General features: G+C 73.8%; 24 protein-coding genes. 9 read left to right on the plus strand and 15 right to left on the minus strand.

Translation table 11 applies throughout. The features are described 5' to 3' along the window. Positions 1 to 34 precede the first annotated feature (34 nt). A complete protein-coding gene (locus NI25_RS34420; RefSeq protein ID WP_061446212.1) occupies positions 35 to 967 on the plus strand; it encodes a glutaminase in 933 nt (310 codons plus the stop codon). 10 nt (positions 968 to 977) lie between these two features. On the opposite strand, the gene NI25_RS34425 is transcribed toward NI25_RS34420, so the two are convergent. The 3 genes from NI25_RS34425 to NI25_RS34435 all read right to left on the minus strand — a co-directional run bounded on the left by NI25_RS34425 (position 978) and on the right by NI25_RS34435 (position 4,111). Next, positions 978 to 2,150, minus strand: coding sequence for a D-alanyl-D-alanine carboxypeptidase family protein (locus tag NI25_RS34425; protein WP_061446213.1), 1,173 nt, complete (start codon positions 2,148 to 2,150; stop codon positions 978 to 980). A 116-nt stretch (positions 2,151 to 2,266) separates the two neighbouring features. Beyond that, positions 2,267 to 3,406: a transcription termination factor Rho gene (rho, locus tag NI25_RS34430; protein WP_061446214.1), complete on the minus strand. Its 1,140-nt coding sequence runs from the start codon at positions 3,404 to 3,406 to the stop codon at positions 2,267 to 2,269. A 294-nt stretch (positions 3,407 to 3,700) separates the two neighbouring features. Continuing rightward, positions 3,701 to 4,111 carry a nuclear transport factor 2 family protein gene (locus NI25_RS34435; protein ID WP_061446215.1) on the minus strand — a complete coding sequence of 137 codons (411 nt, stop codon included), beginning with the start codon at positions 4,109 to 4,111 and terminating at the stop codon, positions 3,701 to 3,703. A gap of 80 nt (positions 4,112 to 4,191) precedes the next feature. Here NI25_RS34435 and NI25_RS34440 point away from each other — a divergent pair, with 80 nt between their 5' ends. After that, complete coding sequence (locus NI25_RS34440) at positions 4,192 to 4,779, plus strand: PadR family transcriptional regulator (RefSeq protein ID WP_061446216.1); 588 nt, start codon at positions 4,192 to 4,194, stop codon at positions 4,777 to 4,779. A 4-nt stretch (positions 4,780 to 4,783) separates the two neighbouring features. Beyond that, positions 4,784 to 5,509, plus strand: coding sequence for a class I SAM-dependent methyltransferase (locus tag NI25_RS34445; protein ID WP_061446217.1), 726 nt, complete (start codon positions 4,784 to 4,786; stop codon positions 5,507 to 5,509). A gap of 9 nt (positions 5,510 to 5,518) precedes the next feature. Here the strand turns inward: NI25_RS34445 and NI25_RS34450 are convergent, their stop codons facing one another. The 6 genes from NI25_RS34450 to NI25_RS34475 form a co-directional block, all read right to left on the minus strand. Beyond that, positions 5,519 to 6,265, minus strand: coding sequence for a GntR family transcriptional regulator (locus tag NI25_RS34450; RefSeq protein ID WP_061446218.1), 747 nt, complete (start codon positions 6,263 to 6,265; stop codon positions 5,519 to 5,521). A gap of 144 nt (positions 6,266 to 6,409) precedes the next feature. Continuing rightward, complete coding sequence (locus NI25_RS34455) at positions 6,410 to 7,378, minus strand: acetylxylan esterase (RefSeq protein WP_061446219.1); 969 nt, start codon at positions 7,376 to 7,378, stop codon at positions 6,410 to 6,412. Between the two features lie 117 nt (positions 7,379 to 7,495). Further along, the gene (locus NI25_RS34460) at positions 7,496 to 8,080 is read right to left on the minus strand and encodes a hypothetical protein (RefSeq protein WP_061446220.1); all 585 of its coding nucleotides are present in this window, start codon (positions 8,078 to 8,080) and stop codon (positions 7,496 to 7,498) included. Positions 8,081 to 8,234: 154 nt separating this feature from the next. Next, positions 8,235 to 9,011, minus strand: coding sequence for a ferredoxin reductase (locus NI25_RS34465; protein ID WP_199561069.1), 777 nt, complete (start codon positions 9,009 to 9,011; stop codon positions 8,235 to 8,237). Further along, a complete protein-coding gene (locus tag NI25_RS34470; protein ID WP_061446222.1) occupies positions 9,004 to 9,609 on the minus strand; it encodes a sulfite oxidase-like oxidoreductase in 606 nt (201 codons plus the stop codon). The genes NI25_RS34465 and NI25_RS34470 overlap by 8 nt, the downstream gene beginning before the upstream one ends. A 65-nt stretch (positions 9,610 to 9,674) precedes the next feature. Then, positions 9,675 to 10,196, minus strand: a complete 522-nt coding sequence (locus tag NI25_RS34475; RefSeq protein ID WP_061446223.1) for a MarR family winged helix-turn-helix transcriptional regulator — start codon at positions 10,194 to 10,196, stop codon at positions 9,675 to 9,677. A 251-nt stretch (positions 10,197 to 10,447) separates the two neighbouring features. Here NI25_RS34475 and NI25_RS34480 point away from each other — a divergent pair, with 251 nt between their 5' ends. Next, positions 10,448 to 11,281, plus strand: a complete 834-nt coding sequence (locus NI25_RS34480) for a putative protein N(5)-glutamine methyltransferase (RefSeq protein ID WP_061446224.1) — start codon at positions 10,448 to 10,450, stop codon at positions 11,279 to 11,281. A 113-nt stretch (positions 11,282 to 11,394) separates the two neighbouring features. Here NI25_RS34480 and NI25_RS34485 read toward each other — a convergent pair whose 3' ends face one another. Next, positions 11,395 to 13,476, minus strand: coding sequence for a SpoIIE family protein phosphatase (locus tag NI25_RS34485; RefSeq protein ID WP_061446225.1), 2,082 nt, complete (start codon positions 13,474 to 13,476; stop codon positions 11,395 to 11,397). 251 nt (positions 13,477 to 13,727) lie between these two features. Here NI25_RS34485 and NI25_RS34490 point away from each other — a divergent pair, with 251 nt between their 5' ends. The 4 genes from NI25_RS34490 (at position 13,728) to NI25_RS34505 (ending at position 17,768) form a co-directional block, all read left to right on the plus strand. Then, entirely contained in the window at positions 13,728 to 14,609 is an 882-nt protein-coding gene (locus NI25_RS34490; RefSeq protein WP_061446226.1) for a hypothetical protein, read from the plus strand. A gap of 76 nt (positions 14,610 to 14,685) precedes the next feature. Continuing rightward, positions 14,686 to 15,057 (plus strand): hypothetical protein, encoded by a 372-nt coding sequence (locus NI25_RS34495; RefSeq protein ID WP_061446227.1) that lies wholly within the window; start codon positions 14,686 to 14,688, stop codon positions 15,055 to 15,057. 112 nt (positions 15,058 to 15,169) lie between these two features. Next, positions 15,170 to 17,185: an NADPH-dependent 2,4-dienoyl-CoA reductase gene (locus NI25_RS34500; RefSeq protein ID WP_061446228.1), complete on the plus strand. Its 2,016-nt coding sequence runs from the start codon at positions 15,170 to 15,172 to the stop codon at positions 17,183 to 17,185. Positions 17,186 to 17,216: 31 nt separating this feature from the next. Then, positions 17,217 to 17,768: a PadR family transcriptional regulator gene (locus NI25_RS34505; protein ID WP_061446229.1), complete on the plus strand. Its 552-nt coding sequence runs from the start codon at positions 17,217 to 17,219 to the stop codon at positions 17,766 to 17,768. 29 nt (positions 17,769 to 17,797) lie between these two features. On the opposite strand, the gene NI25_RS34510 is transcribed toward NI25_RS34505, so the two are convergent. Both NI25_RS34510 and NI25_RS34515 read right to left on the minus strand, forming a co-directional pair. Beyond that, complete coding sequence (locus tag NI25_RS34510; RefSeq protein ID WP_061446230.1) at positions 17,798 to 18,355, minus strand: hypothetical protein; 558 nt, start codon at positions 18,353 to 18,355, stop codon at positions 17,798 to 17,800. Between the two features lie 171 nt (positions 18,356 to 18,526). Next, positions 18,527 to 19,516 (minus strand): fibronectin type III domain-containing protein, encoded by a 990-nt coding sequence (locus NI25_RS34515; protein WP_061446231.1) that lies wholly within the window; start codon positions 19,514 to 19,516, stop codon positions 18,527 to 18,529. A 382-nt stretch (positions 19,517 to 19,898) separates the two neighbouring features. Between NI25_RS34515 and NI25_RS34520 the strand changes: the two genes are divergently transcribed. Further along, positions 19,899 to 20,747 (plus strand): glycoside hydrolase family 75 protein, encoded by an 849-nt coding sequence (locus NI25_RS34520; protein ID WP_061446232.1) that lies wholly within the window; start codon positions 19,899 to 19,901, stop codon positions 20,745 to 20,747. 48 nt (positions 20,748 to 20,795) lie between these two features. Here the strand turns inward: NI25_RS34520 and NI25_RS34525 are convergent, their stop codons facing one another. Genes NI25_RS34525 through dhaK form a run of 3 tightly spaced genes read right to left on the minus strand, consistent with a single transcriptional unit; the run spans position 20,796 to position 22,843 of the window. Then, positions 20,796 to 21,209 carry a PTS-dependent dihydroxyacetone kinase phosphotransferase subunit DhaM gene (locus tag NI25_RS34525; protein ID WP_061446233.1) on the minus strand — a complete coding sequence of 138 codons (414 nt, stop codon included), beginning with the start codon at positions 21,207 to 21,209 and terminating at the stop codon, positions 20,796 to 20,798. After that, positions 21,202 to 21,801, minus strand: a complete 600-nt coding sequence (dhaL, locus tag NI25_RS34530) for a dihydroxyacetone kinase subunit DhaL (protein ID WP_061446234.1) — start codon at positions 21,799 to 21,801, stop codon at positions 21,202 to 21,204. The genes NI25_RS34525 and dhaL overlap by 8 nt, the downstream gene beginning before the upstream one ends. A 49-nt stretch (positions 21,802 to 21,850) precedes the next feature. Further along, positions 21,851 to 22,843: a dihydroxyacetone kinase subunit DhaK gene (dhaK, locus tag NI25_RS34535; RefSeq protein WP_061446235.1), complete on the minus strand. Its 993-nt coding sequence runs from the start codon at positions 22,841 to 22,843 to the stop codon at positions 21,851 to 21,853. Positions 22,844 to 23,495 lie beyond the last annotated feature (652 nt).

A 23,495-nucleotide genomic window follows, 5' to 3' on the forward strand; every position in this document is an offset into this window, starting at 1 on the left:
GTCCTCGCGCCGCCGGGACCGGCCCGGAGGGAGAATGGCGATCATGAGCACACCGACGACCTTCCGTCCGGTCCTGGAGCGCATCGCCGAGGAGATCGAGCGCACCCCGGGCAGCGGCCGGCCCGCCGACTACATCCCCGCGCTCGCCGCCCGCGACCCGCGCCGCTTCGGCATGGCCGTCGCCGAGCCGGACGGCACGGTGTACGGGGTGGGGGACTGGCGGGAGCCGTTCTCCGCACAGTCCATCACCAAGGTCTTCACCCTCGCCCTCGACCTGGCCAGGGAGGGCGACGCCCTCTGGGAGCACGTGGGCCGCGAGCCCTCCGGCAACCCGTTCAACTCCCTGGTGCAGCTGGAGTACGAGAACGGCATCCCGCGCAACCCGTTCATCAACGCGGGCGCCCTCGTCGTCACCGACCGGCTGCACACCCGTACCGGCGACGCGGCCGGCGAACTGCTCGCGTTCCTGCGCGCCGAGAGCGGCAACCCGGACCTCGCCCACGACGAGGAGGTCGCCGCCTCCGAGGCCGCGCACGGCGACCGGAACGCGGCGCTGGCGCACTTCATGGCGTCGTACGGCAACATCGACAACCCCGTGCCGGTCCTCCTCGAGCAGTACTTCCGCCAGTGCTCCGTCACCGCGTCCTGCGCCGACCTGGCCCTGGCGACGGGTTTCCTGGCCCGGCACGGCATCCGCGCCGACGGCACCCGGCTGCTGAGCCGCAGCAGGGCCAAACAGATCAACGCGGTGATGCTGACCTGCGGGACCTACGACGCCGCCGGCGACTTCGCGCACCGGGTGGGGCTGCCGGGCAAGAGCGGGGTGGGCGGCGGCATCATCGCGGTGGTACCGGGCCGCTGCACGCTGTGCGTGTGGAGCCCCGGTCTGGACGAGCGGGGCAACTCGGTGGCCGGGGTGGCCGCCCTGGACCGCTTCACCACCCTGACCGGACTGTCGGTGTTCTGAACCGCCCCGGTCAACTCCCGTCGTCCCGCACGAGCTTGAGCCGCAGGGCGAGTGCCGTGACGCCCGCGCCGAGCGCCGCGACACCCAGGATCGCGCCGGTCTCCGGCCAGCCGGGCTCGTCCTCGGCCGGCTTCGCCGCGGGCGCCGCCGCGGGCGCCGCCTGCGGCCCCTGGCGGGGCCGGGCCCCCTCGGGGACCAGCGAGCCCACCGGGTCGACCTGTCCGTCCGCCTCGAAGCCCCAGTCGAGCAGGGCACGGGCCTCCTCGTAGACGGCGTGGCCGCTGCCCTCCTGAGGGTTCATCACCGTGACGAGCAGGGTCCGTCCGTCGCGGCGGGCGGCGGCGATGAGCGTGTTGCCGGCGTTGCTGGTGTAGCCGTTCTTGACGCCGATCAGCCCCGGGTACGGCGCCACACCGCCGGCCCCGGTGAGCAGCCGGTTGGTGTTCATGATCCCGTACGACCTCCCGTCGCGGCCGGGGAACATCGCGTCGACCTTGGCGCAGTACCGCGCGAAGTCGGGCCGCCGCAGCCCCGCCCGGCCGAAGACGGCCAGGTCGTACGCCGACGAGACCTGGCCGGGCGCGTCGTACCCGTCGGGAGAACGGACGTGGGTGTCGCGGGCGCCCAGTGCGCGGGCCTTCGCCTGCATCCGGGCGGCCGTTGCACTCCAGCCGCCGGTGAGTGCGGCGAGGACGTGCACGGCGTCGTTCCCGGAGTTGAGGAAGACGCCGTTCCACAGGTCGGAGACGCGGTAGGTCTCGCCCTCGACGACACCGACGAGGCTGCTGCCCGGGCCGATGCCGGACAGGTCCTCGGGACTGACCTCGTGGTGGAGGCCGCCCGGCAGGACCGGCAGCACCGTGAGGGCGAACAGCGTCTTGAGGGTGCTGGCCGGGGGCAGTTTCCGGTGCGCGTCGTTCGCCGCCAGCACGTCGCCCGTGCCGGCGTCGGCCACGACCCAGGACAGAGCGGAGACATCGGGAACCCGGGGAGCTCCGGGGTGCGGCCGGACCTGGGTGCCGGAGCGGTACAGCGACGACGTCCGGTCCGCCGCACCGCCGGGCGGCCCGGGGTCCGGCCGTCCCGCAGTGGCGGCCGCGGCGGCCGGCATGAGGGTCAGCAGCCCTGCCAGGCAGAGCATGCAGGCGGACCGAGCCGTCCGGGATGAGAATCCGATAGTCATACCGCAAACGTAGGAACGGCCCCCCGACCCGCCACGCTGACCGGGCCGGGTCGCGCCCGCGAGCACTCGGATGCCGTAACGGAGGACGGTGTCGGTGCGTGACGCCGGCGGGCGGGTCAGTCCGCGGGCAGCGTCGGCTGTACCTGTCGCAGGAAGGTCGCGTTGTCCGGCGTGCGGCGCAGCCGCTCCAGCAGGGTCTCCAGGCCCGACTGCCCGTCCCGCGTCCCCAGGGCCCGCCGCAGCCCGCGCACGGCGGTCGTCTCGGCGGCGGACAGCAGGAGTTCCTCGCGCCGGGTGCCCGAGCCGGTCAGGTCAACGGCAGGGAAGACGCGGCGGGAGGCGGGGTCCCGGCTCAGCCGCAGTTCCATGTTGCCGGTGCTCTTGAGTTCCTCGAAGTAGAAGTCGTCGGCGCGCGAGCCGGTCTCGACCAGTGCGGTGGCGAGGATGGTGAGGGAGCCGCCCTCCTCGGCCTTGCGGGCGGCGCCGAAGAACCGCTTGGGGCCCAGCAGTGCCGCCGCGTCGACACCGCCGCTGAGGGTGCGGCCGCCGGACGAGGCGGCGTTGTTGTGCGCCCTGCACAGCCGGGTGAGGGAGTCGAGGAGGATGACGACGTCCTCACCGGCCTCGACGAGCCGCTTGGCCCGCTCGATCACCAACTCGGCGAGTGCGATGTGCTGCTTGGCGCCCTGGTCGAAGGTCGAGGCGTACACGTCCCCCCGCACCGAGCGCCGCATGTCGGTGACCTCCTCGGGACGTTCGTCGAGCAGCACCACCATCAGCCGTGCCTCGGGGTGGTTGCCGGCCACGGCGGCGGCGATCTGCTGCAGGAGGACGGTCTTGCCGGTCTTCGGCGGAGCCACGATCAGGCCGCGCTGCCCCTTGCCGACCGGGGTCATGAGGTCGGTGACGCGTCCGGCGAGGCCGGCCGCCGGGTGTTCGAGCCGCAGCCGCTCGTGCGGGTGCAGCGGGGTCAGGTCGGCGAAGTGCCGCCGGCCGCCGATCCGGTCCGGCGTACGGCCGTTGACGCGGACGACCTCGGTCAGGGTGCGCCGGTCGCCGCGCACGCCCTCCACGAGGTCGCCCCTGCGCAGCCCGTGCCGGCGGATCAGCGCGGGGGAGAGGGCGAGGTCGGAGGGGTCGGGCCGCAGGCCTTCGCCCCGCAGGCGGCCCTTGCCGCCCGCCTCGATGTCGAGGACACCGCTCGCGACGTCGGCCGGGGACTGCTGTACAGGGGGGTGTTCGAGTGTGGTGGTCATGGTGGTCGGTCCTTTCGAGGACACGGGCATGGAGCATGCGGAAGGAAGGAGGGGGCCGCGAGGGGTCGGAAACGACACGCCTCCGGGCGGCGGAACAGCACCTCGGACTCGGCGGGGATGAAAGCCCTGCTCACGAGGTTGTGCTGAGAAGCGGACGCGCCGGTCGCACCAGGGCGGGCGGGCCCGCGAACCGAAGGGAAACTCGCACCGGCGCCCCGAACGAGGGGGCGTACACAAGTGCTGAAGTCACCCTACCACGACATCCCGTCTTCCTTCCGCGCATGCCGTACCGGCTCAGCCGGCCGAACGTTCCCGGGTCTCCTCCGCCTCCCGTGCGATCCGCTCGAACTGGGCGGCCATGGCCGCCTGGAGGGCCTGCGCCCCCGACAGCGGGCGCACCATCACCGTCAGTTCGGCGATCCGGCCGGACGCGTCGAGGCGCAGGAAGTCGCAGCCGCTGATCTCCCGGTCCCCCACTCGCGCCGTGAAGAGCAGGGCGTGGTCGGGGCCGTCCGCCTCGCCGATGACGCGTTCGTAGCGGAAGTCCTCGAAGACGCGCTCCACCGCGCGCAGGATCGCCGCTGTGATCGCCCTGCCCCGATAGGGCTTGAAGACGACGGGGCTGGAGAAGACCACGTCGTCGGCCAGCAGTGCTTCGACGGCGTCCAGGTCGTGCGCCTCGACCGCCTCGCGGAAAGCTCGCATCGCCACTCCCTCATATTGAACTATTTGAATAGGTGCGGAGTAGAGTAGTCGTCTTGATCCGTGCTTGCTAGCGTGTCGACATGTCTCTCAAGTACGCCGTCCTGGCCGCCCTCCTGGAGGGTGAGGCCTCGGGCTACGAGCTGTCCAAGATCTTCGACGTGTCGCTCGCCAACTTCTGGCCCGCCACGCCGCAGCAGCTCTACCGGGAGCTGGAGCGCCTCGCGGGCGACGGACTCATCGAGGCCCGGACCGTGCCGCAGGAACGCAGGCCCACCAAGCGGCTGTTCTCGCTCACCGCGGCCGGCCGGGAGCAGCTGGGCGCGTTCGCCGCCGAGCCGACCCGGCGGCCCACCGCCATCCGCGACGAGTTCCTGATCAAGATGCAGGCCATGGACGGCGTCGACCCCCTGGCCGTCCGCGCCCTGGTCGAGGAGCGCAGGGCCTGGGCGCTGGGCAAGCTCGCCCGCTACGAGCGGGTGCGGGAACGCCTCCTGGACGGCCGCACCGAGGAGGAGCACCTCCGGGACGCCGACCGCGTCGGCCCCTACCTCACCCTGGCCGCCGGAATCGCGTTCGAGCGGGAGAACGCCCGCTGGTGCGAGCGCGTGCTCACCGTGCTGAGCGAGCGGCGTGCCCCGGCCGGACCCGCCGGACAGGCCCTAGGCTGACCCGGTGTTCAGTCCCGGAGGTCCCACCCTGCGCGAACTCGCCGTCCAGGCGCTGTCGTCGGTCGAGCGGGGCTACGACCTGCTCGCCCCGAAGTTCGACCACACGCCGTACCGGACACCGGACCGGGTGCTGGACGCCGTGGCCCGCGCGCTTGAGCCGATGGGACCCTTCCCTGCCGGACTCGACCTGTGCTGCGGCACCGGCGCGGGAGTGGGCGTCCTGGCCCGGGTGTGCCGGGAGAGCGTGACCGGGGTCGACTTCAGCGCCGGCATGCTGGATGTCGCGCGCCGCCGCGTCCCGCCGCCGGGCCCGGCGGTCTCCTGGGTGCGCGCGGACGCCCGAGCCCTGCCGTTCGGCCCCGCCTTCGACCTCGTGGTGAGCTTCGGGGCGTTCGGTCACTTCCTGCCCCGCGAGCTGCCGGGCCTGTTCGGTCAGGTGCGCTCCGTGCTCCGGCCGAACGGCTGCTTCGCCTTCCCCGTCGCCGCCCCGCCCCGGCCCGGTTCCCGGGGGTACTGGACGCTGCTCGGCTTCGACGCGGCGATGCGGGTGCGCAACGCGCTGTGGCGGCCGCCGTTCGTCATGTACTACCGGACCTTCCGGCTCGGGGACGTGGGCCGCGAGCTGTCCCGCGCGGGTTTCCGGGCGGACCTGCACGCCCTGCCGGAGTTCGGACGCCGCCCCGACGGCAGCCCCCGGGTCCGGCTGGTCGTGGCCCGGCGCCGCGCGTAGCCGGCCGGGTCAGCCGGCCGCCGGCAGGGTGAACTCGTAGACCAGGGCGTCCTGTCGGGTGTCCACCAGGAGGTCGGTGATCTCGAGCGGTCGCGCGTACTGGTCGTGCACCCGCCGCACGACCCGGACCGACGCGGTGTCGGGCTGGAGGGTGATGGTGTCCCGGTGATGCAGCGTCAGGCCGGCCCGGCGCATCCAGTCGTAGGTCCGCCGCAGCTCGGCGCAGGCGACACCGTCGGCGCGGTCGCGGTAGCGGGCCAGCTCCTCGACCTCGGCGAGCGCCACCGCGGAAAACGATGTCACAGCCGTCCGCCTGCCGCTTCCTCCGGCCGCCGCCGACGTGTAGCGGTGCACCAGGGTCGGCCGGCCCGGCACCAGCCCCAGCGCCGCGGCGTGTTCCGGCGGCGGTGCCCCCCAGATGACGGTGGCCCGGTCGCCGGTGCGGGGCTCCGCCGACCGGGCGCCCACCGGGAAGACCAGCGGTGCCGGGCTTCCGGACGGCGGTCCCGGCAGGGCGACGTGACTGCCCCGCCGGTCGGTGCTGAGCAGACCGTCCCGGCGCAGCACGTCCAGTGCCTGGCGCACGGTCTCCCGGCTGACCCCGAAGTGCTCCGCCAGCCGGCGCTCGCCGGGCAGCCGTTCGCCCGGCGGGACGGTTCCGTCCCGCAGCCCGGTGAGCAACTGGTCCGCCACCCGCCGGTACAGGGGTGGCCGGGTGCCGGTGGTGGACTGGTCGTGGGGGGTGGTGCGGGCCATGCCGCGCCTCCTGTTGATGACGTACGGTAGCCGCGTGGGCTCGGTGCGCCACCAGAATTACCATTGGTCTAAACCAGCGGGGAAGCCCGGGCCGCCGGATCGGCCGAAACACCCCTCACGGACGCCGGTGACCACCGGCGGACCTCAGGCGTACGAGCTCAGCCAGCGCAGCTTGGCGGCCTCCTGGAACGGCCCGCCGCCCTCGTGGTCGTTGAAGTCGTACACCTCGATCCTCTTGTCCTCGTGCGTCCAGGCGTTGAACGCGGCGAAAACGGTCGACGGCGGGCAGGTCTGGTCCTCCAGGGCCGCCGAGAACAGGGCCGGCGTCCGGCCCCGCGCCGCGAAGTGCACGCCGTCGAAGTACGACAGCGTGCGCAGCGCGTCCTCGGTCCGGCCGCGGTGCGTCTTCAGATAAAGGCCGATCTCTCGGTAGGGGTGCCGGTCGGTGAGCGTGGTCGCGCGCGGGAAGTCGCACAGGAACGGCACGTCGGGCGCGACGGCGACCAGATCCGGCACCAGACCGCCCACCGCTATCGTGATGCCGCCGCCCTGGCTTCCGCCCAGCGCCACCGTGCGGGACGAGTCGGTCAACGGGTGGGAGCGGGCGGCCTCGACCGCGCGCACGGCGTCGGTGAAGACCCGGCGGTAGTAGTAGTTCTCCGGAGCGTCCAGGCCCCGGGTCATGAAGCCCGGGTAGGCGGGAGTGCCGCCGACGGGGTCCGGGGTCCCGCCACCGCCGCCCCAGGCGCTGCCCTGGCCGCGGGTGTCCATCACGAAGTGGGCCCGGCCGGTGGACGCCCACAGCAGGTGCTCGTGCGGCAGCCCGCGCCCGCCTCCGTACCCCACGAACTCCACGACCAGCGGCAGCGGCTCGGCCGCCGCGGCGGGCAGGGTCAGCCACCCCTTCACCGGGTGACCGCCGAACCCGGCGAACGTCACGTCGTACACGCGCACCGTGGACAGTCCCGTCTCGACCGGTTCGAAGCGCGCGTCCAGCTCGTACTCACGGGCCTGGGCGAGTGTCTTGCTCCAGAACGCGTCGAAGTCCGCCGGCTCGGCCGACGCACTGCGGTACGCCTGGAGTTCGTCGAGCGGAAGGTCGAACAGGGCCATCGAGAACCGCCTTTGCGGGGATGTGTCAGACCGTACGGGTGATCACACCGTACGTGAGCGGCCGGAAGAACCGCCAGGTCCGGCCGCTGTCCGGGGCCGCGCGGGCGGGCCCGGCCGTCAGGCCCGGCGGTGGGTCCACTGCGGCTCGGTGAGCGCCCAGTCCCGGTCCCACTCCGCCATGCGGCGCCGCATGGTCACCGCGCGCACGGCGCGGTGCGCGAGCAGCACCGTGAGCGCCGTCCCGAGGGCCGTGAACGAGCCGACGGTGGCGCTGTGCTGCCAGATCTCGGCACCGTCCGAAGGCGGCGGCACGCTCTGACCGTGCGCGTCCAGCCACACGTCGACGGTGTCACCGTGCCGGGCGTCGGCCGGCACCGGAGCCGTGGTGCTCTTCTCCGTGCCGTCCGGTGTCTTCCAGTGGACGGTCGCGCGGTAGGAGTGCTGTCCGCCCAGCTGCCCCGTCGCAAGGGAGTCGGGGGTGCGGTCGGCCACCGTGGCGCGGACCTGGTGCCGTTCGGCCCGCTGTTCGGCCACGATCGCCTGGGCCTGGCCGTAGCCCCACCAGGCGGTGGCCGCGCCGAGCAGCGGTGCGCCCACGACCAGCAGGAGGGCGACGACCACCGTGGTCCAGGCCTCGACGACGTCCGAACGGCGCCGCAGCGGATTGCGCCGCCAGCGCCAGCCGCGTACCCGTGTTCGCATGTCGACCTCCCCGCGATCGCCGCGGCCGGAGGAGCGGACGGACGGCCGGGGGAGTACGGGAGGGCCGCCGCGCCTTCGTGCCGCGCCACGTGTGCGAGTGCCCGCACTGGTCTGGTACCCAGTTGGGCGGGCCTCGCCCACGATCCGGGCGGGATCAGCCGAAGCGTTCGATCCGGATCCGGTCCACCGGCTGCCCGGCCGCCACCAGCAGCCGCGACGCGTGCTCCGCGAAGGCGTTCGATCCGCACACGTAGGCCTCCCAGCCGCCGGCGGGCGGCTCGGCCAGGAGCGGCGCCAGGTGCGCGGCGGCCAGCCGGCCCACGGGCGTCCCGGCCGGCGCGGTACGGGTGAACACGGGCGTCGTCTCCGCGCCGTACTCACGGGCGTAGATCAGCTCCTCGGGGCCGCGCGCCGACACGAGCAGGCGCAGCGGCACCGTCAGGCCCCGCGCCCGGTGGTGCCGCACCATCGACATCAGCGGGACGACCCCGGAGCCGGCGCCGAGGAGCAGGGCGGGCCGGTCGCCCGGCCAGGCGAAGAAGCCGCTGAGCGGACCGCGGACCTCGATCTCGTCGCCGGGCCGCGCCACCGTGTGGAACCAGCCGGACACCTCCCCGTCGGGCACGCGGTCGAGGGTCAGCTCGATGTGCCCGGAGTCGTCCGGCGCGGAGGCCAGCGAGTAGTGGCGCTGCGCCCGGTAGCCGTCCTCGGCGGTGAGCCGCAGCATCAGGTGCTGGCCGGGCAGGTGGCCCGCCCAGCCGGGCACGGCCAGCCGGAACGTCGACGCGCGGGGCGTCTCACGTCGGATCTCCGTGAGCACGGCCGTCCGCCACGCCCCGGCCACCTCGCCGTTCACCTCGATCCGCCCGGGCACGGCGAACCTCGTCGGGGGAGTGAAGGTCCCCGCCGTGTGCGTCGCTGTCTCAGTCACCGGAGTACCGCTGCTCCTCCCAGGGGTTGCCGCGCGCGTGGTAGCCGTTCTGCTCCCAGAAACCCGGCTCGTCGTGGTCGAGGAGCTCGAGACCCGCGATCCACTTGACGCTCTTCCAGAAGTACAGGTGCGGGACCACCAGCCGGGCCGGACCGCCGTGCTCGGGGGCGAGCGGCCGCCCGTCGTACTCCCACACGATCCAGGCCCGCCCGCCGGTGAGGTCGGCGAGCGGCAGGTTCGCCGTGTAGCCGGTGTGCGCGTGGGCGACGGCGTGCGTGGCGGACGGCAGCGGACCGGCCGCGTCCAGGAAGGCGTCCAGGGACACGCCCCCGAACCGCACCCCGAACTTCGACCAGCCGGTGACGCAGTGGATGTCGCCCGCGTACTGAGACGCCGGCAGCCGGCGCGCGGCGGCCAGGTCCCAGGTGCGGGGCTCGGCCACCAGACCGCCCACCCGGAAGGTCCAGTCGGCGGGCGCGATCTCGGGCGTGACCTCGGCGGACAGCACGGGCCAGTCGTCGCCCGCGTCGTACTGGCCGGGCGGCAGGCCCGGCCGGGCGGCGCGCGGACGCCCGGTGAAGCCTCGGGTGGTGTTCATGCGGTGGGTGCCTTTCGGGCCGTCGGGGCGCTCCGCCCGCGGCCGGCGTGATCAGTGCGTACCCGTCAACGGTACGTGTCCCGGAGCGCCGAACGTTCACGCTCCTCGTCCGGTGCGCCACCCGGCCACGCGTTGTACCGCTCCAGATACGCGGCGAAGCGGAGCAGGTCCTCCTCGGGCCAGCCGGCGAGCCGCTCCCGGAAGGCGGCCCGGCGGCTCTCGGTGACCTGGCCCAGGATGTGCCGCCCCGACTCGGTCAGGTGCAGGACCTGCACGCGGTGGTCCTCGGGGTCGACCCGCCGCTCGATCAGCCCCGCGCGCTGCAGGGCGGACACCTGGCGGCTGACGGTGGACTTGTCCAGCGCGTAGTGGGCGGCCAGGTCGGTGGCCCGGCGGCCGTCCCGCTCCTCCAGATGCCCGAGCAGCGTGTACGACACCAGCGACAGCTGCGGGTGCATGCGCCCCGCCGAGGCCCTGGCCCGGCGGGCGAAGGCCGTCATCTCACGGTGAATGGTCTCCACGGCCGCGTCCGCGGGAGTTCCGTCGAGGACGGCGGTCGTCTCGTCGGGTGTCTCGGCAGCCGTCACGGATCCTCCTCGCGTCGCTGGTTGCAGACTACAACTCAGCCGGCGGGTCGCGTGAACCACTCACGACGCCACCGGCGCCTGATCAGTTGCGGTAATGTGACCGCGGCCGCGGACCGCCCCGGCCGCGGACGACTGGGAGGTGAGACCGATTACCGCTGTGTCGGCCCGGGTGCTCTCACCTCACGGCAGTACGGTCACCGGAAGCGAGTGACCGGGAGAGCGCCCTTCGGTTCCCGAAAGGCTCTCGCTCCATGTCCTCATCCTCCTTCCCCGCCTCTTCCTCTCCCGCCGTCTTCACGGCGTTCCCGCAGGCTCTTCCGTCGCGTGACGCCGTCGTGGCCGCGCTGCGCGCCGCCGGCTGCGTCTTCGCCGAGGACGAGGCCGCGCTCATCCTGGACACTGCCCGCACCGCCGCGGAACTCACCGCGCTGGTCGAGCGCCGTGTCAGCGGCCTGCCCCTGGAACTCGTCGTGGGCTGGGCCGAGTTCCGCGGTCTGCGCATCGCCGTCGCCCCCGGTGTCTTCGTACCCCGCCGACGCACCGAGTTCCTGGTGTCCCAGGCCCTGGCCCACGCGCCGCACGCGGACGTCGTCGTCGACCTGTGCTGCGGGTCGGGCGCCGTCGGCGCGGCCCTGGCCGCCGCGCTCGGCCGGCCCGAGGTGCACGCCGCCGACGTCGACCCGGCCGCCGTGGACTGCGCCCGCGGCAATCTCGCCGACGCGGGCGGCCGGGTGTACGCCGGTGACCTCTTCGACGCGCTGCCCGATGCGCTGCGCGGCCGGGTGGACATCCTCGCGGCCAACGTGCCGTACGTCCCCACCGGCGAGGTCGCTCTGCTGCCCGCGGAGGCCCGTGACCACGAACCGCTGGTCGCCCTCGACGGCGGCGGTGACGGCCTCGACGTGCTGCGCCGGGTCGCGGCGGCGGCGCCGCACTGGCTGGCCCCGGGCGGCTGCCTGCTGGTCGAGACGAGCGAACGCCAGGCGGCCGACGCCGTCGACGCCTTCGTCCGGGCCGGGCTGACCACCCGCCTCGCGGTCTGCGAGGACCTGTACGCCCACGTGGTGGTCGGCGTCAGAGACTGATCGCCCGCTCCCCGTGCCGCCAGGGCCTGTCGTCACGGACCCGTCGTCCGCCCGGCGGGCGGGCCCGGCGGCGTCGGGTGCCTGCTCTGGGGGAGGCCGGCCGTCGCCGGGGCCTACGGCACCGGCGGCGTGGCCCGGGCGATCAGCAGGGCCACGTCGTCGGAGTTCTCCGGCTGGTGCAAGGTGGGCAGCAGCAGGTCGCAGACCTCCTCCAGCGGACGGTCCGGGCCCTCCAGCAGGGCAAGGAGCGCGTCCAGCCGTTCGTCCAGAGGATGCCGGCGGGTCTCGACCAGGCCGTCGGTGTAGAACACCAGCCGGTCGCCCGGCTCCAGGCCGACGGTGGTGGTGGAGAAGGCGACGCCGCCCACCCCGAGCGGCACCCCGGTGGGCAGGTCGAGCAGCTCCGGCGGCCGGCCGGCCCGCAGGCGGACCGGGGGGAGGTGTCCGGCGTTGGCGATCCGGCACTGCCGCCGGTGCGGATCGTGCACGGCGTACAGACAGGTGGCGATGGCCTGGTCCAGGCCCGCCGTGGTCCGCTCCAGGTGCCCGAGCAGCTGCGCCGGGTCCAGTTCGAGGGCGGCCAGGGTGTTCGTCGCGGTCCGCAGCCGTCCCATGGAGGCCGCCGCCGCGATACCGCTGCCCATCACGTCGCCCACCACCAGCGCGGTCTTGCTGTCCGCCAGCTCGATCACGTCGAACCAGTCGCCGCCGACCTCGCTGGTGCCCCCGGCCGGCTGGTATCGGGAGGCGACCTCGAGCCCGCCCGTCACCGGCGGGTGGCTCGGCAGCAGGCTGCGCTGGAGGGTGAGCGCGGTGTCGCGGGCGTTCTGGTACCAGCGGGCGTTGTCGATCTGCAGCGCCGCCCGCGCGGCCAGCTCCCGGGCGAGCAGCAGGTCGTCCTCGCCGAACGGCAGGGGATTGGCGGTCCGTTTCAGGTCCAGGGCGCCCAGCACCTCCCCCCGCGCGATCAGCGGCACGGCCAGGTACGAGTGCACGCCCGCCCGGCCCAGCAGCTCCGCCGCCCGAGGGGAGCGGGCGATGCGCCCCAGGTCCTCGCGCGTCACCCGCGCCACCATCACCGGCCGGCCGGTGCGCACGCACTCGGTGACCAGGCGGTCCGGTCCGTACCGGGCGACCTCGCCGGGCCGGTCGGCCGCCCGCAGCGCGTCGTGGCCGTCGTCGGCCCGCACCGCCAGCGCCCTGATCACCGCGGACTCGGCCGGCCCCAGCGTGCTGCGCCGGCCCTCCACCACGGCGTCCAGCAGGTCCACGGCCGCGATGTCGGCGAGGCCGGGCACGGCCACGTCGGCCAGCTCGTACGCGGTGCGGTCAAGGCGCAGGGTGGTGCCGATCCGGGCGGAGGCGTCCGCCACCGCGGCCAGCCGGCGCCGCGCCCCCTCGGCCTCGGCGGCCGTCCGGTACTGCTCGGTGACGTCGACGATCGAGACCGCCACGCCCAGCACGGCACCCAGGGCGTCCTCCAGCCGGTACAGCGACACCGGCCAGGCGTGCTCCTCGTCCGGGTCGGCGGGGGTCCGCCCGGTCGCGGGCTGGTCGACGACCGGCCGCCCGGTCTCCAGCACCTCGCGTGCCGCCGCCTCCAGCGGACCGGCGTCCACCTGCGGCAGCAGCTCGCGGATCGTCCGGCCGAGGTGCTCCTCGGCGGGGATGCCGTTGAGCTCCTCCAGGGCCGGGTTGACCGACACGTACCGCAGCTCCGTGTCCAGGACGGCCAGACCGATCGGGGACTGCATGATGACCCGCGTGGACAGGGCCACGTCCCGCTCCAGCCGGCGCACCATCGACTGGTCGGCCGCGAGTCCGAGGGCGTAGACGTCACCGCGGTCGTCCAGCAACCGCATGTTGCGGAACTCGACCAGCCGGGTGCTGCCGTCCTTGTGCCGGACGGGGAAGGCGCCGGCCCAGCTCCGGCCGGTCTTCATGACGTCGTCGAACAGCTTGACGACCAGGTCGAGATGGCGCTCGTGGACCATGATGCGGGCCGCGTACCGGCCCAGGGCCTCCGGCGCCGAGTACCCGAACAGCTCCTCGGCCTGCGGGCTCCACAGGACGATCCGGCCCTCGGAGTCCAGCACGATCGAGGCCACGTTCAGCAGGTCGAGCAGTCCACTGGGCCGCACGGGGCCGCGAGGCGACGGCTCGCCCCCGAACCCGGCAGACCCCGCTGCACTCATCCACGCCCCGCCTTCACCGTCCGACGCGGCACGCCCTTCGATGCCGACTCCCTTGTTGTACCGCGTTCCACCGCGCCCGGAGCCGGTTCCGCGGGGCGCCGCCGCCTCCTCCCAGCATCTCCCCGCGGGACGCGGAGCGCCGCACGAAGGCGTCCGGAGTTGGTCTGTACATGACTGTACGGGCGGTCCAGACTGTGCCCCGAGTGCCGCCCCCGCCCGTGCCGCCCGGCCGACCCCACCGAGGAGCCTCCATGACCCTGAGCGCCCGGCAACGTTGTCACTCCGTCCTGACGGGACTCGCCGTCCTGGCCCTCTCACTCGTCCTCGCCGGTCCGTCACAGGCGGCCGCTCCCGCCGCCGGCACCTGGACCGAGGTGGGCTCCGACCGCGCCGACCCGCTGACCGAGAGCCAGGGCCTCGCCTCGGTCGAGGTTCCGGCGGGCAGCCCCAACCGCTACACCGGCATCGGCACGATCCCGCTCAGCCTCAGCGTCCGGGGCTGGAACCACGTCGGCGACCCCGACGCCTCCTACGACGGCCACTACGTCGAGCCGTACCAGCGCGACGACGGGAACACGAAGATGTTCCGCGTGCAGGCGCCGGACGGCGGCTGGTCGGAGTACGTGCACACGCTGAGCGCCGGGGAGGCGCTGAACAACTCGTGGTCCGCAATCTCGCCCGACGGCCAGTGGATGCTGGCGGGGGAGTGGGGCACCATGAACCGGCTCCTCGTCTTCCCGACCCCCGGCGTCAACCCCGCCACCTCGCCCTCGGCGAACCTCCCGCAGGCGGCCACCGTGCACCTCGACCACGCCGTGCGCGACGTCCAGGGCTGCGACTTCCTGGACGCCACCACGCTGCTGTGCTCCTCCGACGACCCTGAGGGCGCGCTCTTCGGCATCACCAAGCCGTTGCTGCGGATCGACCTGTCGGCACCGCCGACCGGCTCCTCCGACGTCACCGGACACGTCACCGCCCTGCGCCAGCTGCCCCTGCGCAGCGCCTGCTCGGGCTCCTTCGAGGCGGAGGGCGTCGACTACGACCGGCGTACCGGCACCCTGCGCGTTATCGTCGTGTCGCCCGGCTTCTGCGTGCTGACGGACAGCAAGACGTACCGCTTCACCAGCGGCTGACCCGGCCCCTCGCGCCGGGCGGCGGGTGGTGCTTTTCTGGTGGTATCGGCCGTGCCCACCAGAGGGAGCGATCACGATGAACGGTGAGCGACTGCATCCGGAGTCCGTCTCGGTGGAGCTGAGCGGATGCAGCAAGGAGGACGCCCGGACCGTGTTCGACACCTTGTGCGCGTGCTTCTCCTCCGACCGGCACGCGGGCGACGCGACCCGGGAGTACCACGAGGTGCGCCCGACCGTCTGGCTCGGCACCTTCGACGTGGCCGACGCCCGGGGCGGCGCGTGCGACCCCGCCCGGCTCGGGGCGTCCGTGGAGGCCGACGTGCAGGGCGGCTACTGGGCGATCGAACGGTTCCGCACCACCCTGGACTCCCTGTTCACCGTGCACGACCTGAGCACGGCCTCCGGGGACCAGGAACGGGAGCTGCACGTACGGCTCGAAAGCCACTGACCCGGTCCCGCCGTGTGCGGTGAGGTGTGCGCCACCCCGGTTGTGCAACTAGTTGCAAAAACGGGCGGCGGTCCTCTACAACAGAGGCACCACACCGCGCACGGAGGGCCCGATGAGCCGTTACCCGCACCTGCTGAGCCCGCTCGACCTGGGCTTCACCACGCTGCCCAACCGGGTCCTGATGGGCTCGATGCACGTCGGCCTGGAAGAGGCCGAGCGCGGGTTCGAGCGCATGGCCGCCTTCTACGCCGCCCGGGCCCGCGGCGGAGTCGGTCTGATCGTCACCGGCGGCATAGCCCCCAACGACGAGGGCCGCCCGTACGAGGGCGGCGCCAGGCTCACCACCGAGGCGGAGGCCGAGCAGCACCGGGTCGTCACCGACGCCGTGCACCGCGAGGGCGGCCGCATCGCCCTGCAGATCCTGCACTTCGGCCGCTACGCCTACCATGCCGACCTGGTCGCCCCGAGCGCGCTCCAGGCCCCGATCAGCCCGCACGTGCCGCGCGAGCTGACCGACACCGAGGTCGAGCGCACCGTCGACGACTACGTCCGCACCGCCCGCCTCGCCCGCCGGGCCGGATACGACGGCGTCGAGATCATGGGCTCCGAGGGCTACCTGATCAACGAGTTCATCGCCGCCCGGACCAATCACCGCACCGACCGCTGGGGCGGCTCGTACGAGAACCGCATGCGCTTCCCCGTCGAGATCGTCCGCCGGGTGCGCGAGGCGGTCGGCGAGGACTTCATCCTCGTCTACCGGCTGTCCATGCTGGACCTGGTGCCCGGCGGCTCCACCCTGGACGAGGTGACCACCCTCGCCAAGGCCGTCGAGGCCGCCGGAGCCACGATCATCAACACCGGCATCGGCTGGCACGAGGCCCGCATCCCCACCATCGCCACCTCCGTGCCGCGCGGCGCCTACACCTGGGTCACCAAGCGCCTCATGGGCGAGGTCTCCGTCCCGCTGGTCACCACCAACCGCATCAACACCCCCGAGGTCGCCGAACGGCTGCTCGCCGAGGGCACCGCCGACATGGTCTCGATGGCCCGTCCCATGCTCGCCGACCCCGACTTCGTCGCCAAGGCCGCCGCCGGCCGTCCCGAGGCCATCAACACCTGCATCGGCTGCAACCAGGCCTGCCTGGACCACACCTTCAGCGGGAGGATCACCTCCTGCCTGGTCAACCCGCGCGCCTGCCACGAGACCGAACTCGTCCTCACCCCGACCCGGCTGCGCAAGCGCGTCGCCGTCGTCGGCGCCGGACCGGCAGGCCTCGCCTGCGCCGTGAGCGCCGCCGAACGCGGCCACGAGGTCACCCTGTTCGACGCCGCGGGCGAGATCGGCGGACAGCTCAACGTCGCCCGCAAGGTCCCCGGCAAGCAGGAGTTCGACGAGACGCTGCGCTACTTCCGCACCCAGCTCGCGGCCCACGGCGTGGACGTACGCCTGAACACCCGCGTCGGCGTCGAGGACCTCACCGGCCACGACGAGGTCGTCGTCGCCACCGGCGTCACCCCCCGCACGCCCGACATCCCCGGCGTCGACCACCCGTCCGTCGTCGGCTACCTCGACGTCCTGCGCGACGGCGCCCCCGTCGGCGAGCGCGTCGCCATCCTCGGCGCGGGCGGCATCGGCTTCGACGTCGCCGAGTACCTCACCGACGGCGGCGACAAGGCGCACGAGGACCCCGAGACGTACTTCCGCCTCTGGGGCGTCGACACCGGCTACCGCGCCCCCGGCGGCCTCGCCGCGCCCGAGCGCCCGGCCCCGCCGCGCACCGTCCACCTGCTCCAGCGCAAGACCACCAAGGTCGGCGCCGGACTCGGCAAGACCACCGGCTGGATCCACCGCACCGAGCTGAAGCACCGCGGCGTCACCATGGTCCCGGGCGTCCGCTACGACCGGATCGACGACGCCGGACTGCACATCACCGTCGACGGCGAGTCCACGGTCCTGGAGGTCGACACGGTCGTCCTGTGCACCGGCCAGGAGCCCAGCCGGAGCCTGTACGACGACCTGATCGCCGCCGGTGTCGGCGCCCACCTCATCGGCGGCGCCGACGTGGCCGCCGAACTGGACGCCAAGCGCGCCGTCAAGCAGGGCACCGAGCTGGCGGCGGCGCTGTAGGGGGCGGGCGGGCCGTCCCTAGGATGAGCCCATGTCACTCCCGCACGCGATCCTCACCGCCCTGGTCGAAAAGCCGTCGTCCGGGCTGGAGCTGACCCGCCGGTTCGACAAGTCGATCGGCTACTTCTGGTCGGCCACGCACCAGCAGATCTATCGCGAGCTGGGAAAGCTGGAGGCCGAGGGCCTGATCCGGGCCCTGCCCGGCCGGCAGCCGGCCCGCGGGCAGAAGAAGTCCTACGAGGTCCTGCCCGCGGGCCGCGCCGAACTGGCCCGCTGGACCGCCGCCCCGCACGACCTCAAACCCCTGCGGGACACGATGCTGCTGCGGCTGCGCGCCGCCGCCGTGGTCGGCACCGCCGGTCTCGAGGCGGACCTGCGCCGGCATCTGGAGCTGCACGAGAGGCAGTTGGCCGAGTACGAGGAGATCGAGGAGCGCGACTTCCCGCCCGGCCGGGACAGCACCGAGGACCGGCTGCGCCACCTGGTGCTGCGGGCCGGCATCGACCTGGAGACGTTCTGGACCCGGTGGCTCCGGCACGCGCTGGCGGAGTTCGCCGAGCTGCCGGATGACGAACCGGCCTGACCGGGCCGGCCGCGGTGGGGCGTGTTCCCTCAGAACCGGTACGGCTTCGCGCGCCGGCGCAGGAACCAGGCCGCGGCGATGACCCCGGTCCCCACCAGCGCGCCGCCCGCCACCAGGGTGGCCGTGCCGTAGTCCCGGACGGCCCCGCCGAGACCGCCCATGACACCGCCCGGCGACGCGGACGGGGAGGGCGCGGCGGAGCGGCTGGGGGAGGGCGAGGGGGAGGGCGCCGAGGAGACGATGACCGTCTGGGTGCCGGCGGTGCTGTTGTTCGAGCACATGACGATCACCGTGTACGTGCCCGGCGTGATGCCCGACCAGGCCGCGGACTGCCCCGAGGCGCTGCCGGACAGCGCCACCTGACGCCCCTGGGCGAAGTCCCGCTGACTGCTGGTGAGCAGCGACGCGGTGCCCCAACTGCCGTTGAGCTGGGCACAGGCCGTGGTCGTGACCGACACCGTGGTCCCGGTGGTGCTCACGGAGATCCCCGGACCCGCCAGAGCCGGTCCCGGGGCCAGGGCGACGGGCAGCGCGGCGACGGCTGCCACGGTCGCACCGGAGCGGAGAAGTGGCGATGAGATGCGCATGTGGACTGCCCTCCGGCGGCACGGTCGGCGGTACATCCCTTGCGCCGCCGGGATCGGGAACGCCCGTGCCCCCTCTGGCAGCCAACAGGGCACGGACCGCGCCCGCATGCGGAGCGCGACCGCCCAGGTGACGCGTTCACCGCCCCGCCCGGACGCCGAGCCGGACGGGCGTCACCGACCCGCGCCCGTGGTCACCTTCCGCTCCTCCGAGAACCCGCCCCAGGTGCCGTCGGCCAGCCTCGCCCGGATCCGGACCCGGTGCGTGACGCCGGCCTCGCGCCCGGCGTAGAAGCTGTACTCGGCGCGGTCGCGCGGCGCGTCGGCGCCGTAGACCAGCGAGGTCGCCGCACGGCCGTCCAGGTGGATCTGGTACTCGGTCACCGGCGACTCGGTGCGCGGCGGGACCCAGGAGAGGTCGAGGTAGTAGGCCCCGTCGGCCCGGTGGGAGGCGGCGCGCAGCTCCGTGGGCGCGGTGGCGCGCCCGTCGTCGGCGCCGGGGGTGGTGAGCCGGACGGCGGCGCTCGCGGGGGAGACGTTGTCGGCGGCGTCCCGCGCCCGGACGGTGAACGCGTAAGCGGTGCCCGGCCGCAGCCCCGTGACCACGGCCGCCGTCTGATCACCCCCGACGCTGTGCACCTTGGCGCCGCCCTGGTAGACGTCGTACGACACGACGTCGCGGTCGTCCTTCGCGGCCGACCAGCCGAGCTGGACCGCCCGGCTGCCCACCGCGCGGCCGTGCACGTCCCCGGGGCGGGTCGGAGCCGACTCGTCGGCCACCGCGGCCGGAGTGGTCGCCCGCACCTCCCGGCTGCGGGGCCCGAGCCGTCCGTCGGCGTCGCGCGCCCGCACGGTGAAGGCGTACGCCGTCGAGGGGCTCAGCCGGGTGACGTCCACCATCCGCTCGGCCGCCGGAACCTTCTTCTCCAGCGTTCCGTCCCGGTACACCTCGTAGGTCTCGACGTCCTCGACCGCGTTCCACATCACGTGCACGGTCGTCGCGCTGCCGGCCTGCGCGGTGACGCCCGTGGGCACCGCGGGCAGCCCACCGCCGTTTCCGTCTCCGTCACCGCCCCCGCCCCAGCCGCAGGAGGCGAGCAGGACGAGCGCCCCGCAGAGCAGGGCGCACCGGCGAGCGGGAGCGGCAACGGGAACGTCACGCACGGCTCGGCCTCCCACTCCGCCTGCAATGGTCCGGACCAATATGACGCCTGTGATGCGGTCACATCAAGAGGGTCGCGGGTCACGGTCACCCGGACGGGTTACGTATGCTGAGTTACCTCACGGCCGAACTCCCCGTGTTCAGTGGGAGGTTCGGGCCGGTGGCGCGTGGACCGCTGTCGTCGCTGACCCCGCGCCGGCGGGGGCGGCCGGACGGGCCGGAGCCGGAACGGGCCCGGCCCGCCCGCCCCCGGTCGAGCCTCCCCTCCGCACGCGGCCCGGCCGGCGCGCGTGCACCGTCTGGCCCTGCGAATGGTGGTCGCGCGAGCGTTTCGGGGACAGATGGGGCCGAGTGCCGCCCATGCCCCCGAGGAGAGGCCACATCGTGCGTGTCCAGTCGCTGACACTGGTCGCGGCCAGCGCCGCCCTGCTCGCCCCGTCGACGTTCCCCGACGCTCCGCCCGCGCCACTGCCCGACCCGGCGCGGATCCTGCTGCCCGGTGCCCCCGACCGGGCCGTGCCGCTGCGGGCCGACCGGTCCGGGGTCCGGGTCGGCCCCCTTCCCCATGGCCCGGCCGCGCCGACCTCGCCGGCCCGGCCGGACTCCGGGACCGGTGCCCGCGCCGGTGGGGAGCGGACCGAGGGCGACCGTCCCGTCCGCGCCGCCGAGCTGCTGGCCAGGGTCCGGGACTGCGAGCCCGTCTCGCGCGGGCGTTACCGCAGCGACGCCGGAGCACCGGCGGACATCCCGGTCTGCGGCACCCGGGACGCCGTGTACTGGAAGGCCGACCTCGACGTCGACTGCGACGGCCGGCCCGGCGACCGGTGCAACGGCCGGACCGACCCGCACTTCACCCCCGCCACCGCCTACACGGAGTCGGACGGCCGTCCGCTGGACGCCGAGCGCCTGCCCTACGTCGTCGTGCCCGGCCCCAGTGACACCTGGGACCCCGGGGAGGACGACGTCCGCGGCGGTTCGCTCGCGGCCCTGGTCCACGGGGACCGGGTGCGGTACGCCGTCGTCGGCGACGTGGGCCCCACCGATCTCATCGGCGAGGCCTCCTACGCCGCCGCACGCTCCCTCGGCATCCCGGCGGACCCGGCGGGCGGCGGGGTCGCCTCCGACGTGACGTACATCGTCTTCAAGGACACCGAGGTGCGGCCCATCGAGGACACGGCCGCGGCCGAGAAGGCGGGGGAGCGGCTGGCGCGCAGGTTCGTGGACGGGGGCTGAGCGGCGGAGACGGCCCGGAGACGGCCGGGGGCCGCTCAGACCGTCCGCTCAGGTCTTCCGGTACGAGTACGCCTCCGCGGCCGCCGCCTCCACGGCCGCGAGGCCGGCGCCCGTCGAGGCCGTGACGACCGCCGCCACCGCGCCCTCGACGAAGGGGGCGTCCACCAGACGGGTGTTGTCCGGGAGTTCGTCGCCCTCGGCGAGCAGCGCCTTGACGGTGAGGACCGCACTGCCGAGGTCGGTGAGGACGGCGACCCCCGCCCCCCGGTCCACCGACGCGGCGGCGGACGCGACCAGCTCCGAACTGGTGCCGAACTCGCCGGAGGCGGTACCGCCCGCGGGGGCGACGGCCACGGCCCCGGCGCCGCCCGACAGGGCCTTCGCCAGCTCCGCCACGGAGGCGGCCACCTCGGCGCTGTGGGAGACCAGCACGATCCCCACCAGCTGCTGCTCGTCACTCACCGGCCGTCTCCTTCAGCGCCTCGAAGAGCAGCGCGGAGGAGGTCGCCCCCGGGTCCTGGTGACCGACGCTGCGCTCGCCCAGATAGCTCGCCCTGCCCTTGCGGGCCTGCAACGGCGTGGTCGCCTCGGCTCCTTCCGCGGCCGCGGCGCCGGCCGCGGCGAACGAGTCGCCCAGGGCGTCCACGGCGGGCACCAGGGCGTCGACCATGGTCTTGTCGCCCGGCGCGGCACCGCCCAGCGTCCGGACGGCGTCCACCCCCGCCCGCAGCGCCTCGGCCAGCTGCTCCGCGCTCACCTCCGCGGCGTCCCCGAGCGCCTTGCCCGTACGGCGCAGCAGCGTCCCGTACAACGGTCCCGAGGCGCCGCCGACCGTGGAGATGAGCTGCCGTCCGGCGAGGACGAGGACCGCGCCGGGAGTGTCGGGTGCGTCCTTCTCCAGCGCGGTGGCCACGGCCGTGAATCCGCGCTGCAGATTGCTGCCGTGGTCGGCGTCGCCGATGGGTGAGTCGAGAGCGGTGAGCCGTTCCGCGTCACGGTCGACCAGCGCGGTGGTCGCCGTCATCCAACGGCGGAAGAAGTCGGCGTCGAGCACGGGATCTCCTTGCCTGGTAGGTACGTCGCGATTCTCTCCCCGTTCGCCGTCACATGCCCCACCGCAGCCCCGGTGTGCTGACCGGCGCGTCCCACAGCCCGAGCAGTTCCTCGTCGATCTCGCACAGGGTGACCGAGGCGCCGGCCATGTCGAGCGAGGTGACGTAGTTGCCGACCAGGGTGCGGGCGACGGCCACGCCCCGCGAGCCGAGCACCCGCTGCACCTCGGCGTTGAAGCCGTACAGTTCCAGCAGCGGGGTCGCCCCCATGCCGTTGACAAGGACTAGGACGGGGTTGCGCGGAGCGAGATCGGTCAGCACCGCGTCCACGGCGGCCTCGGCGATCTCGCCCGAGGTCATCATGGGCCTCCGCTCCCGACCGGGCTCCCCGTGGATGCCGATGCCCAGCTCCAGCTCGCCGGCGGGAAGGTCGAAGGTGGGGCTGCCCTTGGCCGGCGTCGTCACGGGGCTGAGCGCCACGCCGAAACTGCGCGAGCCGTCGTTGACCCGGCGGGCGATCGCCTCCACCTGCTCCAGCGGCCGCCCCTCCCGTGCCGCCGCCCCGGCGATCTTCTCCACGAACAGGGTCGCCCCCGTGCCGCGCCGGCCGGCGGTGTAGAGACTGTCCGTCACCGCCACGTCGTCGTTGACCAGCACCTTCGCGACCTGGATGCCCTCGTCCTCGGCCAGTTCGGCGGCCATGTCGAAGTTCAGCACGTCACCGGTGTAGTTCTTGACGACGAAGAGCACCCCGGCTCCGCTGTCCACGGCCGCCGCGGCCCGCACCATCTGGTCCGGCACCGGCGAGGTGAACACCTCACCCGGACACGCCGCCGACAGCATCCCGGGACCCACGAACCCGCCGTGCAGCGGCTCGTGCCCGGAACCACCCCCCGACACCAGCGCGACCTGCCCGGCCACGGGGGCGTCGCGCCGCACGATCACCCTGTTCTCCACATCCACGGTCAACTCGGGATGGGCGGCGGCCATACCGCGCAGCGCGTCCGCGACGACGGTCTCGGGGACGTTGATGAGCATCTTCACGGGTACCTCCTGGGAAACCTGGCAGGCCAGTCAGTGACCTGCCTCTTTGCTGGTCAGAGCGGGTGTGAGCGGTTCTCGGTCCTGGCGCTCCGTGACGGCTGGGAGCGGGTTGTGGCGGTACTGCTGCTGACTCGATGCCGGCTTCGGTGACGGCTCGTCAGGTCTGTCGGACGGTCGGGTGCGGCTTGGTCGTGATCCCTGCTGTCGGCAGTATCGGCCTTGCGGCAGCGAAGGTCACGCGCGAGAACGCCATGGGCGCGCCCAGGTCCCGGAGCGGGCTGCGCCGGATGCCGGCGTCTTGCGGGCCTTGGCCGGCAGGTCGCTGGTTGAGCAGGTCACCCCTGGTGGACCGTCCACGCATGCTCGACGTGAGTGTGCGCCGTGGTCGGGGAACCGTTCAGGCAGTACTTCAACTGGAAGAAGATCCGCACCCGGGCCCGTGCGCGGCCCCGGCGCCGATGCCATCGTCCCCACCGCTCCCGCTCCACCGCCGCACAACGCCCCCGCCTTCGCACCTTGCCCTTGGCGACCCCACCCGGCGCTGTTGCCACGCCTGCGGACCGTGCGTCACTTCGCGCGGTTCCCGATCAGGCGCCTCGGACGATGAGACAAGTGGCATGGACGCTGGCGCATGGCCCTGCGCATGCCGTCT

The sequence above is a fragment of the Streptomyces sp. CCM_MD2014 genome, from assembly GCF_000772045.1.
GTDB classification, from domain to species: domain Bacteria; phylum Actinomycetota; class Actinomycetes; order Streptomycetales; family Streptomycetaceae; genus Streptomyces; species Streptomyces salinarius.